Source organism: Pararhizobium capsulatum DSM 1112 (assembly GCF_030814475.1).
GTDB classification, from domain to species: Bacteria; Pseudomonadota; Alphaproteobacteria; order Rhizobiales; family Rhizobiaceae; genus Pararhizobium; species Pararhizobium capsulatum.
Window position 1 is genome coordinate 2,882,188 of sequence record NZ_JAUSVF010000001.1, and the last position, 12,327, is coordinate 2,894,514.

A 12,327-nucleotide genomic window follows, 5' to 3' on the forward strand; every position below is an offset into this window, starting at 1 on the left:
CAACAAGCCCGCCCTGGCAATCACCCCGAGGGCGGGTTTTCTTTTGACCGGCATTCTCGCTTCCAGGAGTGCCAGGAACAACCTTCAGCATTGATTAACCAAGTTCTTTCATTGTCTGAGCATCAATCGTCCTGTGATTCCTGCACCATGGCGGAGACGGACGCGAACAGCACCGGAAGCCCTCCGGCACCTATCGGCGATCCAATGGCGCAAATTCTCGCAACAACATCGACCGGCTACATCGCCCATTCCGTTCCCTCCGACACGGGTGACACTGCACGCGAACGCCTGATCAATGCCGCAACCGCCTGCCTGTCCGCCTTCGGCCTTTTCGTTATTCTGCTGACGCTTACCCCGTTCCAGGGCGCGAGCTTTGCAGAGACAACGCCAAGCGCAGACGGCAATATCGTCAATCAGGTCGGGTATCTCTCCCTGGGGGCGATCTATCTCTTTTCCATGCTCGCTTTTGTCGACAGGCGGGTGCTGATCAGCGCCATCTCACCGAGCTGGTTCATCATCATCGCCATCGCCTTCTGGGCCGCGCAGCGCGCCTACTTGCCGGATGCGGCCACTCGCGGCGTTCTCCTGACCCTGATTGCGACCATTCCGGTTGCCGGCGTCGTGCTGCTGCCGCGCCGCGAGCGGGATTTCGTCAATGCCGCGGCCAATGCCGTGCTGCTGCTGATCCTCATCGACTATGCGGCACTCGTCATCATACCCGACGCAGCTATCCATACCGCAGCCGGCGGCGAACCCTGGCACGCAGGTTCCTGGCGTGGACACCTGATGCACAAGAACTACGCCGCACCGATTTTTTCGGTGCTGGCGATGTTCGGCATCTATTGCTGGCGTAGCGGCCTTCGCTGGCGCGGCCCCGCGATCACGCTGCTTGCTATCATTTTCGTGCTCCACACCCAATCAAAGACAACGATCGGCTTTCTTCCGCTTGCCATCATGACGGTGTTTCTGACCCGTGCGACAGGGCGACCATTGTTCACCGTTGCGGTGCATATGCTGCTCTTCATGGCAATCGGAATGCTCACCATCGGCACCGTCATCTTTCCGAGGATGGTGCCGATTACCAAAGCGATTATCGAAGATTCCACCTTCACCGGTCGTGACGAAATCTGGATCTTCGGCATCCAGAACCTGATGAAGCAACCATGGACCGGCTTTGGCACTTTCAGCTTCTGGCTGACACCGGTCGTGGCGCGGCAGGAGCCGAACTATGAAGCCAGCTGGGACGTGCGCGGTATCGTCTCGGGCCACAACTCATATCTCGATGCGTTTCTCTATTTCGGAATCCCGGCTGGACTCGTGGTCATCCTGATCCTGACCCTCAAGCCAATGCGCGACTACTGCCGCGCCTACAAGCACCCTGAGAATCGGCACCTTGCCGACTTCTTCATGATGGTCGTGGTCCTGATGACCTATGTCGGCATGCTGGAGGCCTTCATTCTCGCGCGCGCCGACCCGCTCTGGATGATGTTTGTCCTGGGGGTCTTCGGTCTCAGCATGCTTTCCCGCAGAACAGTGCGCAACTGAGCAAGCCTGGTCGCGGCTCCTCGATCCCGAGTCTTGCAATCACATAAAGATATCTTTATATGATCTGCATCTTCTTTGTATCGGGAAAACATCGTCATGCCTCAGTCCAATCCGCTTTCCGACCTCCTCGCGGCCAGAGGCGTCCTGCTGGCTGATGGCGCCACCGGCACGTCGCTCTTCGCCATGGGTCTCGAGGCCGGCGAGGCACCGGAATTGTGGAACGAGGCCAAGCCCGAGAACATCACCAAGCTGCATCAGGACTTCGTGGACGCCGGCGCGGACATTATCCTGACGAACTCCTTTGGTGGAACGCGCCAGCGCCTCAAGCTGCACAAGGCCGAGGACCGTGTTCATGAGCTCAATCGTCGGGCAGCGGAAATCGCCCGTGCCGTTGCCGACAACGCGCCCCGCAAGGTCATCACCGCGGGTTCCGTCGGCCCGACCGGCGAGCTGCTCATTCCGCTCGGTGCCATGAGTTATGAGGATGCGGTTGCAGCCTTCGTCGAACAGATCGAAGGTTTGAAGGCCGGTGGAGCCGAAGTCGCCTGGATTGAAACCATGTCGTCGCCGGATGAAATTCGCGCTGCCGCCGAGGCCGCCACCAAGGTCGGCCTGCCCTACGTCTATACCGGCTCCTTCGATACCGCCGGCAAGACGATGATGGGCCTGCACCCCAAGGATATTCATGGTGTTGCCAAGGATATCGGCGAAGGCCCTGTTGCCGTCGGTGCCAATTGCGGCGTCGGCGCTTCCGACATCCTGTCGTCGTTGCTCGACATGACTGGCGCCGATCCGGACGCCATCGTCGTGGTTAAAGGCAATTGCGGCATTCCGGAATTCCGCGGCTCGGAGATCCATTATTCCGGTACGCCGCCGCTGATGGCTGACTATGCCCGCCTCGCCCGCGACGCGGGAGCGAGCATCATCGGGGGGTGCTGCGGCACGTCCTGCGAACATCTGGCCGCGATGCGCGGTGCGCTGGACAACTACGAGGCGGGAACTCGGCCGACGCTGGACGTGATCATCGAGCGGATCGGTCCGCTGCGCAACAAGTCCGCCAATGAGGCTCCCCCGGCACCTGCGCGCGAGCGTGGCAGCCGTCGCCGCAGCTAAGCTGGCTCGATAGCTTATTTGAGCCCGATCTTCTTTCAGGCGGAAATTGCCGCCTGAAAGAATCGAACATAGCCATCTTTCAGGCCTGGTCTGATACAGTCGGTCAGATAGCCTGCAAGCTGGGAGGTGGTGTCGAGCTGCTGCTCCTGCGCGATCATATCAACGTGCCGGCGCTGCCGCGCACCGCTCCCTTCCGCACCGACGAGACTGCAGGCGAACTGACGAGGAAACGTGCATGAACGCCCTGCCCGATCGCGATACCGTTGCCGGAAAGCTGGCAGCACTTGCCGAACCGGACCGGTCCTATATCGAGCTGTTGATGCAGAATCCACTGCAGGACGATCCTCTGCTGGAAGGACTTTATCGCCATCTCGACATTGCTTCCGCCGGTCGCTTCCTCAATTCGCTGAAGCTCGAAAAGCTGGGCGAGTGGCTGGGCACAACCGCCCCTGCCCGCCTGCAGATTCGGCTTATGGAAGTCGCCCACTCCGGCCAACATGCAGCCTACCAGGCCTTCCGCAATGGCCACGTGCGCTCTGGTGGGCTGCAGCGGGCTTATCCGGAAGCGTGAGACCATAAGTTAGTGCGGTGCGCCAGGCATTCTGCGGGTGACGGCGATGATCGGCCCCATGGGGTGCGCATTGTCGTAGCGATTCAAAGCCGGCGCATAGAGGCTTGAAATCGAGCCATCTAGAAAGAGCGCGTTCGGGCAGCTGAGCGTGTCTCGAAACAATGTCGCGAAATCGTGGAAGCGTACTGGCTCCAGCGAGATGGAAAGCAGCACATCGCCCTTGGCATCGACGCCGACGCCGTTGCGAATCTGCAGGCTGTCGCTTTGCGGCAGGAAGGCGGGATGCAGCTTGTCGTCGATCACCAGCATAGGCCCGGACTGGGTGGCGAAATCCGGCCTGAGGCCTGCTGACAGGTATGTTTCCGTTTCCTGCACCCCGGCCTTCTTGCCTTCGATGAAAAAGACGCCGTTCGGCTTCAGGTAAAAATTCCCCCAGCCATTGCCCCGCGCCGCCGATTTGCGCTCGACGCCATTGGTGACCAGCAGGCCAACCGAACTCAGATCGGCTTCGTACATGCCGCCGTTCATCGCAAAGACCGGATAATCATGCTCGCGGCGCAAATCCTCGACCAAGGGAACGAAGCCGCCATAGGGCTTGCCGTCCCGCCCCCGAAGGAAGATGCGGAGATTGTCTTTCGCCGGATCGAAACGGCAGACGGCGTAGGGCTGGCCGAGGTGAACGACCGTCTCGCAGGCCGCGTGAGCAATGTCGGTGGCGGCGAGAACGGCCATGGCAAATCCGAGACTCAGGAGGCGAATCATGTCGATGCCCTGTTGCTGGAGTATCGACCATGGGAAAGGAAGACAGCAAAAGCTAGGCGTATCAACGATCGAGTGCAGCCATGTGAAATCTGAGTTGTTCCGGCGGATAACGATAGGCGGCACCGACAGGACAGGCCTCGCGCGCAAGGCAGCCGGACTGCATGCAGCCGGCCTCCCCGGCCGGGCTTCTAAGATGCGTGCGGCACGGCCGAAGCTGGAAGCCCACCGTGGTTATCGCATGGGCGGGACAGTGCGACAGGCAGGGCTTTTCAAAGCAGCTGTCGCAAGGGTGACCCGTCGTCTCAGCGATGTCCCCGATCGAACGATCGAAACCGAAGGCACCGCGATAGCCATGCCAAAGGCCGTAGACGGGATGGATGAGGATACCGAGCGGCGAAGGCTTCAATCCCTCGGCTTGCATCCCCCAGCGCTGGAATGGTTGCCAGGGCGGATCGGAGGGAAAATAGGCGGTTGCTCCGAAGCGAAGAGACACCGGGGTCAGCACCGCCTTGGACCAGGTGTCCAGCGGATGCTCTCCGCCGTTGCCCGTCTGTTTTCCCAACCATGCCTCGAACGGCGGCCAAAGCGAGCCGCCGATATTGCCGATCAAAACGACACTCGTTGCCCGCTTGCCGCTTTCGAGCAACGGCACAGGATCGCCATCCTCCACATCAAGCACACCGCGCAAAAAAAGACCGTGCGGTTTGAGCGCCGCACGGAGATTTTCGAGGTCGTCATGAAGGGTGTCCGGGCCGGTCATTTCGGCTTCGGTCCCTGTGTGTGATAATGCGGTCGCCAGACTTCTTTCTGAATGAAATCAGCTACCTGCGCCGCTCCGCCTTGCTCCCTGGCTTGTTCGGGCTCTCTTCAAGTGAAAGCGTCGGGCATCGAGTTCTTCCGCTGGGCGATGTAGTCGAGCAGCGCCTGATCAATCGCCACATCGAGCGGCGGTGCCTCATAGTGGTCAAGCCAACTGCGGGCGAGCGCATTAGCCCGCTGCTCGACCCGCTTTTCGCCTTCGATTTCCCACTGCTCGAACGAATTGTTGTCGGCGAGGGCCGAACGGTAGAAGGCGGTCTGGAAGTTGGCCTGGGTGTGGGCGCAGCCGAGATAATGGCTGCCGGGGCCGACTTCGCGGATAGCATCAAGCGCCTGCGCATCTTCGGAAAGATCGACGCCCTCCGCCATCTTCTGCATCATGCCGAGCTGGTCCTGGTCGATCATGAACTTCTCATAGGAAGAAACGAGACCGCCTTCGAGCCAGCCCGCGGCATGCAGCACGAAGTTCGTGCCGGCCAGCAGCGTCATGTTGAGCGTATTGGCCGATTCATGGGCCGCTTGCGCATCCGGAACCTTCGAGCCACAGAGGGAGCCGCCGGTACGGAAGGGAAGGCCAAGACGGCGAGCGAGCTGGGCTGCGCCATAGGACACCAGCGACGGCTCCGGTGTACCGAAGGTCGGCGCACCCGACTGCATCGAGATCGAGGCGGCGAAGGTGCCGAACAACACCGGCGAACCCTTGCGGATCAGCTGGGTGAAGGAAGCGCCGGCCAGCACCTCCGCCAGAATCTGTGTCAGCGTGCCGGTCACCGTCACCGGGCTCATCGCCCCGGAGAGGATGAAGGGTGAGACGACGCTGGCCTGATTGTGGCGAGCGTAGACCTTGAGTGCGCCCACCATGGTCTCGTCGAAGACCATCGGCGAGTTGGCGTTGATCAGGTTCAGCGTCACACAATTGTTTTCCACGAAATCATCGCCGAACACGAGCTTTGCCATGGCAATCGTGTCTTCCGCACGCTCCGGTGCTGTAACCGAGCCCATGAACGGCTTGTCGGAATATTTGATATGGCTGTAGATCATATCAAGGTGGCGCTTGTTGACGGGCACATCCACCGGCTCGCAGACGGTACCGCCGGATGAATGCATCGACGGCGCCATATAGGCAAGCTTCACGAAATTGCGAAAATCCTCGATCGTCGCGTAGCGACGCACTCCTTCGAGGTCACGCACGAAGGGAGGGCCGTAGACAGGTGCAAAGACGGTCGCCTTGCCGCCAATATGGACGTTGCGCTCGGGATTGCGCGCATGCCACGTGAATTCCTTTGGCGCGCTCTTGAGCAATTCGCGGCAGAGACCCCTGGGGAAATGCACGCGCTGGCCGCGCACATCGGCGCCGGCCTGCTTCCAGAGTTCCAGCGCTTCGGCATCATCGCGGAACTCGATGCCGATCTCTTCCAGAATGAGGTCGGCATTGCGCTCGATCAGTGCCAGACCTTCCTCATCCAGCACTTCGTATTCGCGAATCTTGCGTGTGATATAGGGAAGAGAAGGCCCCGGACCGCCGCCGGTGCGCGAGGCGCGCCTTGCCGCTGCTCCACGTCCCTCACCGCGCGAGCGGCGACCGCCCGCATCCGCTGTCTGTTCCGTCACGTCGCTCATTCTCAAATCCTCTCCCACGCATTGGATGCGCTTGAATGAAGTCTTATGCTACCAAGGCGCCCGGGCTGGGCGGTTCTCAATGCGCCGCCGGATGGCGCAAGCCCGACAGACCACGAAACGCAATTGCGACATGCCGTCTGGCAATGTCGTTTTCGGGCGCGCCTGATTAAAATATTGTTTTCCCATGCACAAAGCCCATGACATTCGACACATTGAGAAAGCTTCGTCGCTTTTCATCGCATGCGACGTCGCAATCGAAAAGAGCTTTTGCGGCGCAGAAAGCTAAGTATAGTGCCTGTGTCGGGTGATATCCCGCCGGGAACCGAGGAAACCTATCATGGCAGATGACGATATCATTCTCGAGGAGCTTTCCGACGAGGAACTCGTGCAGCAGATGCACGACGATCTCTATGACGGATTGAAGGAGGAGATCGAGGAAGGCACGCACATCCTGCTGAAACGGGGCTGGGTGCCTTACGACGTATTGACCCAGGCGCTTGTCGAAGGCATGCGCATCGTCGGCATCGACTTCCGCGACGGCATCCTCTTCGTTCCCGAAGTTCTGCTCTCTGCCAATGCCATGAAGGCCGGCATGACCATCCTTCGTCCGCTGCTCGCCGCCACCGGCGCGCCGAAGCAGGGCAAGATGGTGATCGGCACCGTCAAGGGCGACATCCACGATATCGGCAAGAACCTTGTCGGCATGATGATGGAAGGCGCAGGCTTCGACGTCATCGACCTCGGCATCAACAATCCAGTCGAAAACTATCTGGAAGCGATGGAACGAGAAAAGCCTGACATCGTCGGCATGTCGGCCCTTTTGACCACCACCATGCCCTACATGAAGGTCGTGATCGACACGATGAAAGAGAAAGGCCTGCGCGACGATTACGTCGTTCTGGTCGGCGGTGCGCCGCTTAACGAGGAATTCGGCAAGGCCGTCGGTGCCGACGCCTATTGCCGCGATGCGGCCGTTGCCGTCGAAACCGCCAAGGAATTCATGAAGCGCAAGCACAACCAGCTTTCGGGCGCCTGATCGGCACGCATACAGCAAGAAAGCCGGCCACACCGATGAAAGGCGTGGCCGGCTTTCCTATATTCGCCGGTGACGGGAAAGGGCGAACTGCCGCATCAAACGGTCAATTAATTGTCGTAACCGCAAAACCACTACGCACTTTTGCGCGACATGCTCTACTTGGCGGCCTTCTCGACGCTCCGGCCCGCATCCTGGGTGGCATCGACGGCGTTTGCGGTATCCCGGCCCACGCCACGGATCGTATTGCCGCAAGCGCTGAGCGTCGTGATCGAGAAAAGAACGAGGCCAATGGTGGCGATGGTTTTTGCAGTCATGGTAGGGTTCCTTACGGCTTAAGACAGGACACGGGAGAGACAAATTGGTGTCGATCGCAGAACGCACGAAACGCGAAAAAGTTCACGTCATAGGTTGTGGCGCGATCGCGCGCGAAATTCTGACCGTCTGCGAGATGAACGGTCTCGACCATATCGACCTTACCTGTCTTCCGGCCATCTGGCACAATACACCCGACAAGATCACCCCCGGCCTCAAGGAAGCAATCGACAAGGCCCGGGCCAGAGGCTTCGAACGCATCTTCGTCGCCTATGCCGATTGCGGCACCGGCGGCGATCTCGACCGGCTGTGCGAGGCCGAAGGCGTGGAGCGCATTTCAGGCCCGCACTGTTTCTCCTTCTTCGCCGGCAATGCCGATTTCGATGCGCGCTGGGACGACGATTTCACCTCTTTCTTCCTGACCGATTTCCTCGCCCGCCAGTTCGAAGCTTTTGTCATCGAGCCGCTCGGCCTCGACCGGCATCCCGAGCTGCGCGACATGTATTTCGGTCATTACAGGAAGCTCATCTATCTCTCGCAGGTGGAAGACGAAGCCTTGAAGAGAAAGGCCGAGCAGGCCGCCGAACGGCTGGGCTTGGCCTACGAATATCGTTTCACCGGCTATGGCGATCTCACCGGCGCGTTGAAGACCGCCTGAAACCCTTCGTTAGGCCTATGGCGAACTAGCCTGCGCCCCGGTTCGTACCTTAATTCCCTTGTAATCGCCCTCCCCCATTCTGTGTTCACAACAACAAAAGGGGCGATGGGGATGACAGATATTTTTCTCGGTGCACAAGCCGGTGCGCAAAAGGCCAGCAAGAAGATTTCTCCGGCGAAAGCAGGACACGCGGCCGAACACAAGCAGCTTTCCGACATCCTGAACGACCTCGCCGCCACCGCCGGCCCGAAAATCACACTGCGCGATCTCTCCATCGCCATGCAGGACCGTTCCTTCGGCGCATTCCTCGTCGTCTTCGCTCTTCCGAACCTCATTCCACTGCCGCCGGGCGCAACCCTCATCCTCGGTTTGCCGCTGATCTTCATCGCCTGGCAGATGGTCACCGCGCGCGACAATCGTATCCACCTGCCAAAGCGCATGGGCGATTACGCCTTCGACAGAAGCTCGTTCCAGACGCTGGTCGAAAGGATCACGCCCTGGCTGAAACGTGCCGAAACACTGGTAAAGCCCCGTGCCTGGTTTATCGGCGGCCGATTTGCCGAGCGGCTGATCGGCGTCCTCGCTCTGATCCTCGCCACCGTCATCTTCCTGCCGATCCCCTTCGGCAACTGGCTGCCGGCCTTTGCCCTGGCCATCATGGGCTTTGCCCTGACGGAACGCGACGGTCTTGGACTTGCAACGGGCCTCGCGATCGGTGCTGCCTCCCTCCTTCTCGCCGGCACGGTAATCCTTGCCGCCGGTGCACTGCTCAGCCTGATCTTCTGAGAGGTCGCTTTTGAACACGCCGCGCGTCGTGCCAAGATGCGCCCGGATGCGTGGAGTTGCGCATTGTCGGGCAAGAGGAGATTTTGGGCGCATGGCTGATCGCATTATCGTTTATTGGCGCGATATTCCCGCGCAGGTCATCATCAAGCAGGGCCGCAAGAACGCCAAGCGCGAGCTGTCGCTGCGTTTCACCGAGGCGATCGACATGGCGGCGATGCGCACGGGCGCTGCCGAAAGTGGCGAGTACCTCGCCGAATGGCGCAAGGCTGATCCCACGCCTGTTTCCGACGATCTCGAAGCCGAGGCCGACAAGGCCGTGACGGAGATTGAGGCTGCCTACGACCGGGAGCGTCTCGTCGCGCTCGTCAAGGCGGGCGGAAAAGACGATGTCTGACCTGAAGCCTGCCGAAAACCCTGTCAAAGGCAATGCCGCACCGGCAAAGAAGGCCGCGACTGGCGCCTACACCCCCTCCGGCGTATCCCCCAATCGGCGCGCCCGGCGCAGCTACACGATCCGTCTCTGGGCGGTTCGGCATTCGCGATTTCTCGAATGGTTCTACCACCGCTTCGCCGATCTCTTCCTGCTGCTCCATCCGCTGTGGAAGGCGATCGGCTACAACAGGGTCGAAACCCCGATCACCTTCGTCGAGCGCAACGTCAAGGGCCTGCTCTTCGACTGTCGCATGTGCGGCCAATGTGTGCTGTCGGCCACCGGCATGTCTTGCCCGATGAACTGCCCCAAGCAGCTTCGCAACGGTCCCTGCGGCGGCGTGCGCGCCAACGGCAATTGCGAGGTCGAGCCGGACATGCCCTGCGTCTGGGTCAAAGCCTGGGAAGGTTCAAGGAACATGGTCAAGGGCGATGCGATCCTGAACGTGCAAAAGCCGGTCAATCAGTCGCTGCGGGAGACATCCTCCTGGCTGCGTGTCACGGCGCAGGCTGCCGAGGCAAAAGAAGCGGCAAAGGAAGCCTGATGGCGCATATCGACGAAAACCCGCTTGGCCGCCATCTGCCGCTTGATCCGTTGCCCGGCCATTCTTCGCGCGGCCGTCTCGAACGTGTGCTCCGGCGCGGCGAATTTGCCGTCACCGCCGAACTCAATCCGCCGGACAGCGCCAATCCGGAAGACGTCTACGAGCGCGCTGCGATCTTCGAAGGCTGGGTGGATGGCATCAACGCCGTCGATGCCTCCGGCGCCAACTGCCATATGTCGTCCGTCGGCATCTGCGCGCTGCTGACCCGCATGGGCTACGCCCCGATCATGCAGATCGCCTGCCGCGACAAGAACCGCATCGCCATTCAGGGCGACGTGCTGGGTGCTGCCGCCATGGGCGTGGCCAACATCATGTGCCTGACTGGCGACGGCGTGCAGGCCGGCGACCAGCCAGGCGCCAAGCCGGTGTTCGATCTCGACTGCATGTCGCTGCTCGAAACCGTGCGCATCATGCGCGACAATTCGAAATTCCTCTCGGGCCGCAAGCTCACCTCGCCGCCGCAGGTTTTTCTGGGTGCTGCCATCAATCCCTTCGCCCCGCCTTACGACTTCCGCCCCTATCGCCTTGCCAAGAAGATCGAAGCCGGCGCGCAGTTCGTGCAGAGCCAGTATTGCTTCGATATCCCGATGTTCCGGGACTACATGAACAAGGTCCGCGATCTCGGCCTTGACGAAAAATGCTACATCCTCGTCGGCGTTGGCCCGATGGCGTCTGCCAAGACCGCCAACTGGATCCGCAACAATGTGCCGGGCATCCACATTCCCGACGCTGTCATCAAGCGGCTGGAGGGCGCACAGGACCAGAAGAAGGAAGGCAAGCAGCTCTGCATCGACATCATCAACGAGGTGAAGGAGATCAAGGGCGTTTCCGGCGTGCATGTCATGGCCTACCGGCAGGAGGAATATGTCGCGGAGATCGTGCATGACTCCGGTGTCCTGAAGGGCCGCACCCCCTGGACCCGCGAGCGCAACCTTGGCGACAACGCGGTCGAGCAGCGGATCGAAGCGCTGAAGGACGGCAAGACGGAAAACCAGGAGCAGATGGCCGAAACCGCCGCCCATCATCCGCACTGATCGAACAAGCAGACATTTGAACAATCGGGCGCACTCCGGGAGAGAAGCGCCCCCGACAGAGGATCAGACATGACGCGTACCATCGTTGCCTCCGCCACCCGCGAGATCATCATCGGTTTCGACCAGCCCTTCTGCGTCATCGGTGAGCGTATCAACCCGACGGGCCGCAAGAAGCTCGCCGCCGAGATGATCGAGGGCAATTTCGACACCGTCATCAAGGATGCGCTAGAGCAGGTCGCAGCGGGCGCGACGATGCTCGACGTCAATGCCGGCGTCACCTCTGTCAATCCAAACGAGACCGAGCCTGGCCTTCTGGTGAAGACCATGGAAATCGTCCAGGGTCTCGTTGATGTGCCGCTGTCGATCGACAGTTCCGTCACGGCCGCCATCGAGGCAGCCCTGAAGGTCGCCAAGGGTCGCCCGCTGGTCAACTCGGTCACCGGCGAGGAAGAGAAACTCGAAGCCATCCTGCCGCTCTGCAAGAAATACGACGTCCCGGTTGTCGCGATCTCCAACGACGAAACCGGCATTTCCATGGACCCGGACGTTCGTTTCGCGGTTGCGAAGAAAATTGTCGAGCGCGCCATGGATTATGGTATCAAGCCGCACGATATCGTCGTCGATCCGCTGGTCATGCCCATCGGTGCACTGGGCGATGCCGGCCGTCAGGTCTTCCAGCTGCTCTACCGGCTGCGCAACGAACTGAAGGTCAATACCACCTGCGGCCTGTCGAACATCTCCTTTGGCCTGCCGCATCGCCACGGCATCAACGCCGGCTTCATTCCGATGGTCATCGGCGCCGGCATGACGTCCGCCATCATGAACCCCTGCCGCCCGCAGGAAATGGAAGCCGTTCGCGCCGCCAATGTCCTGAACGGCACCGATCCGAACTGCGGCAACTGGATCATGACCTATCGTGATCATAAACCGGCTGAAGGTGGCGCTGTTGCCACCGCAGCCTCCCCGGCAGGCGCCGGCGGCGGTCGCCGTGGCGGCCGCGCAGGCCGCGCGGGTGCCGGTGCAAGGGCGGAATAATC

Annotated in this window: 15 protein-coding genes; 10 read left to right on the forward strand and 5 right to left on the reverse strand. The window is 60.6% G+C overall.

Annotation, left to right across the window (positions count from 1 at the left end):
* Positions 1–204 precede the first annotated feature (204 nt).
* The gene (locus QO002_RS14015; RefSeq protein WP_307230661.1) at positions 205–1,545 is read left to right on the forward strand and encodes an O-antigen ligase family protein; all 1,341 of its coding nucleotides are present in this window, start codon (positions 205–207) and stop codon (positions 1,543–1,545) included.
* A gap of 96 nt (positions 1,546–1,641) precedes the next feature.
* Positions 1,642–2,658 (forward strand): betaine--homocysteine S-methyltransferase, encoded by a 1,017-nt coding sequence (gene bmt, locus QO002_RS14020; protein ID WP_307230663.1) that lies wholly within the window; start codon positions 1,642–1,644, stop codon positions 2,656–2,658.
* Positions 2,659–2,693: 35 nt separating this feature from the next.
* On the opposite strand, the gene QO002_RS14025 is transcribed toward bmt, so the two are convergent.
* The gene (locus tag QO002_RS14025) at positions 2,694–2,816 is read right to left on the reverse strand and encodes a hypothetical protein (RefSeq protein ID WP_307230666.1); all 123 of its coding nucleotides are present in this window, start codon (positions 2,814–2,816) and stop codon (positions 2,694–2,696) included.
* A gap of 77 nt (positions 2,817–2,893) precedes the next feature.
* Here QO002_RS14025 and QO002_RS14030 point away from each other — a divergent pair, with 77 nt between their 5' ends.
* Positions 2,894–3,229, forward strand: a complete 336-nt coding sequence (locus QO002_RS14030) for a hypothetical protein (RefSeq protein WP_307230668.1) — start codon at positions 2,894–2,896, stop codon at positions 3,227–3,229.
* 9 nt (positions 3,230–3,238) lie between these two features.
* On the opposite strand, the gene QO002_RS14035 is transcribed toward QO002_RS14030, so the two are convergent.
* The 3 genes from QO002_RS14035 to QO002_RS14045 form a co-directional block, all read right to left on the reverse strand.
* Positions 3,239–3,991, reverse strand: a complete 753-nt coding sequence (locus QO002_RS14035) for a phosphodiester glycosidase family protein (protein ID WP_307230670.1) — start codon at positions 3,989–3,991, stop codon at positions 3,239–3,241.
* Between the two features lie 61 nt (positions 3,992–4,052).
* Complete coding sequence (locus tag QO002_RS14040; RefSeq protein WP_307230672.1) at positions 4,053–4,751, reverse strand: ferredoxin; 699 nt, start codon at positions 4,749–4,751, stop codon at positions 4,053–4,055.
* A gap of 107 nt (positions 4,752–4,858) precedes the next feature.
* On the reverse strand, positions 4,859–6,430 hold the full coding sequence (locus QO002_RS14045; protein WP_307230674.1) for a trimethylamine methyltransferase family protein: 1,572 nt from the start codon (positions 6,428–6,430) through the stop codon (positions 4,859–4,861).
* Positions 6,431–6,767: 337 nt separating this feature from the next.
* On the opposite strand from QO002_RS14045, the gene QO002_RS14050 reads away from it, so the two are divergent.
* A complete protein-coding gene (locus QO002_RS14050) occupies positions 6,768–7,466 on the forward strand; it encodes a cobalamin B12-binding domain-containing protein (protein ID WP_307230676.1) in 699 nt (232 codons plus the stop codon).
* Positions 7,467–7,621: 155 nt separating this feature from the next.
* On the opposite strand, the gene QO002_RS14055 is transcribed toward QO002_RS14050, so the two are convergent.
* A complete protein-coding gene (locus tag QO002_RS14055) occupies positions 7,622–7,780 on the reverse strand; it encodes an entericidin domain-containing protein (protein ID WP_307230678.1) in 159 nt (52 codons plus the stop codon).
* A 47-nt stretch (positions 7,781–7,827) separates the two neighbouring features.
* On the opposite strand from QO002_RS14055, the gene QO002_RS14060 reads away from it, so the two are divergent.
* From QO002_RS14060 to QO002_RS14085, 6 genes are all read left to right on the forward strand, one after another.
* Positions 7,828–8,436: a DUF1638 domain-containing protein gene (locus tag QO002_RS14060; RefSeq protein ID WP_307230680.1), complete on the forward strand. Its 609-nt coding sequence runs from the start codon at positions 7,828–7,830 to the stop codon at positions 8,434–8,436.
* 111 nt (positions 8,437–8,547) lie between these two features.
* A complete protein-coding gene (locus QO002_RS14065; protein WP_307230682.1) occupies positions 8,548–9,222 on the forward strand; it encodes an exopolysaccharide biosynthesis protein in 675 nt (224 codons plus the stop codon).
* A gap of 91 nt (positions 9,223–9,313) precedes the next feature.
* Entirely contained in the window at positions 9,314–9,616 is a 303-nt protein-coding gene (locus QO002_RS14070; RefSeq protein ID WP_307230684.1) for a virulence factor, read from the forward strand.
* Positions 9,609–10,196, forward strand: a complete 588-nt coding sequence (locus tag QO002_RS14075) for a methylenetetrahydrofolate reductase C-terminal domain-containing protein (RefSeq protein ID WP_307230685.1) — start codon at positions 9,609–9,611, stop codon at positions 10,194–10,196. The genes QO002_RS14070 and QO002_RS14075 overlap by 8 nt, the downstream gene beginning before the upstream one ends.
* Complete coding sequence (locus tag QO002_RS14080) at positions 10,196–11,290, forward strand: methylenetetrahydrofolate reductase (RefSeq protein ID WP_307230687.1); 1,095 nt, start codon at positions 10,196–10,198, stop codon at positions 11,288–11,290. Before QO002_RS14075 ends, QO002_RS14080 begins: the two co-directional genes overlap by 1 nt.
* A 69-nt stretch (positions 11,291–11,359) precedes the next feature.
* The gene (locus tag QO002_RS14085) at positions 11,360–12,325 is read left to right on the forward strand and encodes a methyltetrahydrofolate cobalamin methyltransferase (RefSeq protein WP_307230689.1); all 966 of its coding nucleotides are present in this window, start codon (positions 11,360–11,362) and stop codon (positions 12,323–12,325) included.
* The last annotated feature ends 2 nt before the right edge of the window (positions 12,326–12,327 follow it).

Excerpts from the sequence above, each read along its gene's own strand:
- QO002_RS14015 (WP_307230661.1), top strand. The coding sequence starts at position 205 with ATGGCGCAAATTCTCGCAACAACATCGACCGGCTACATCGCCCATTCC.
- bmt (WP_307230663.1), top strand. The coding sequence starts at position 1,642 with ATGCCTCAGTCCAATCCGCTTTCCGACCTCCTCGCGGCCAGAGGCGTC.
- QO002_RS14025 (WP_307230666.1), bottom strand. The coding sequence starts at position 2,816 with ATGATCGCGCAGGAGCAGCAGCTCGACACCACCTCCCAGCTTGCAGGC.
- QO002_RS14030 (WP_307230668.1), top strand. The coding sequence starts at position 2,894 with ATGAACGCCCTGCCCGATCGCGATACCGTTGCCGGAAAGCTGGCAGCA.
- QO002_RS14035 (WP_307230670.1), bottom strand. The coding sequence starts at position 3,991 with ATGATTCGCCTCCTGAGTCTCGGATTTGCCATGGCCGTTCTCGCCGCC.
- QO002_RS14040 (WP_307230672.1), bottom strand. The coding sequence starts at position 4,751 with ATGACCGGCCCGGACACCCTTCATGACGACCTCGAAAATCTCCGTGCG.
- QO002_RS14045 (WP_307230674.1), bottom strand. The coding sequence starts at position 6,430 with ATGAGCGACGTGACGGAACAGACAGCGGATGCGGGCGGTCGCCGCTCG.
- QO002_RS14050 (WP_307230676.1), top strand. The coding sequence starts at position 6,768 with ATGGCAGATGACGATATCATTCTCGAGGAGCTTTCCGACGAGGAACTC.
- QO002_RS14055 (WP_307230678.1), bottom strand. The coding sequence starts at position 7,780 with ATGACTGCAAAAACCATCGCCACCATTGGCCTCGTTCTTTTCTCGATC.
- QO002_RS14065 (WP_307230682.1), top strand. The coding sequence starts at position 8,548 with ATGACAGATATTTTTCTCGGTGCACAAGCCGGTGCGCAAAAGGCCAGC.
- QO002_RS14070 (WP_307230684.1), top strand. The coding sequence starts at position 9,314 with ATGGCTGATCGCATTATCGTTTATTGGCGCGATATTCCCGCGCAGGTC.
- QO002_RS14075 (WP_307230685.1), top strand. The coding sequence starts at position 9,609 with ATGTCTGACCTGAAGCCTGCCGAAAACCCTGTCAAAGGCAATGCCGCA.
- QO002_RS14080 (WP_307230687.1), top strand. The coding sequence starts at position 10,196 with ATGGCGCATATCGACGAAAACCCGCTTGGCCGCCATCTGCCGCTTGAT.
- QO002_RS14085 (WP_307230689.1), top strand. The coding sequence starts at position 11,360 with ATGACGCGTACCATCGTTGCCTCCGCCACCCGCGAGATCATCATCGGT.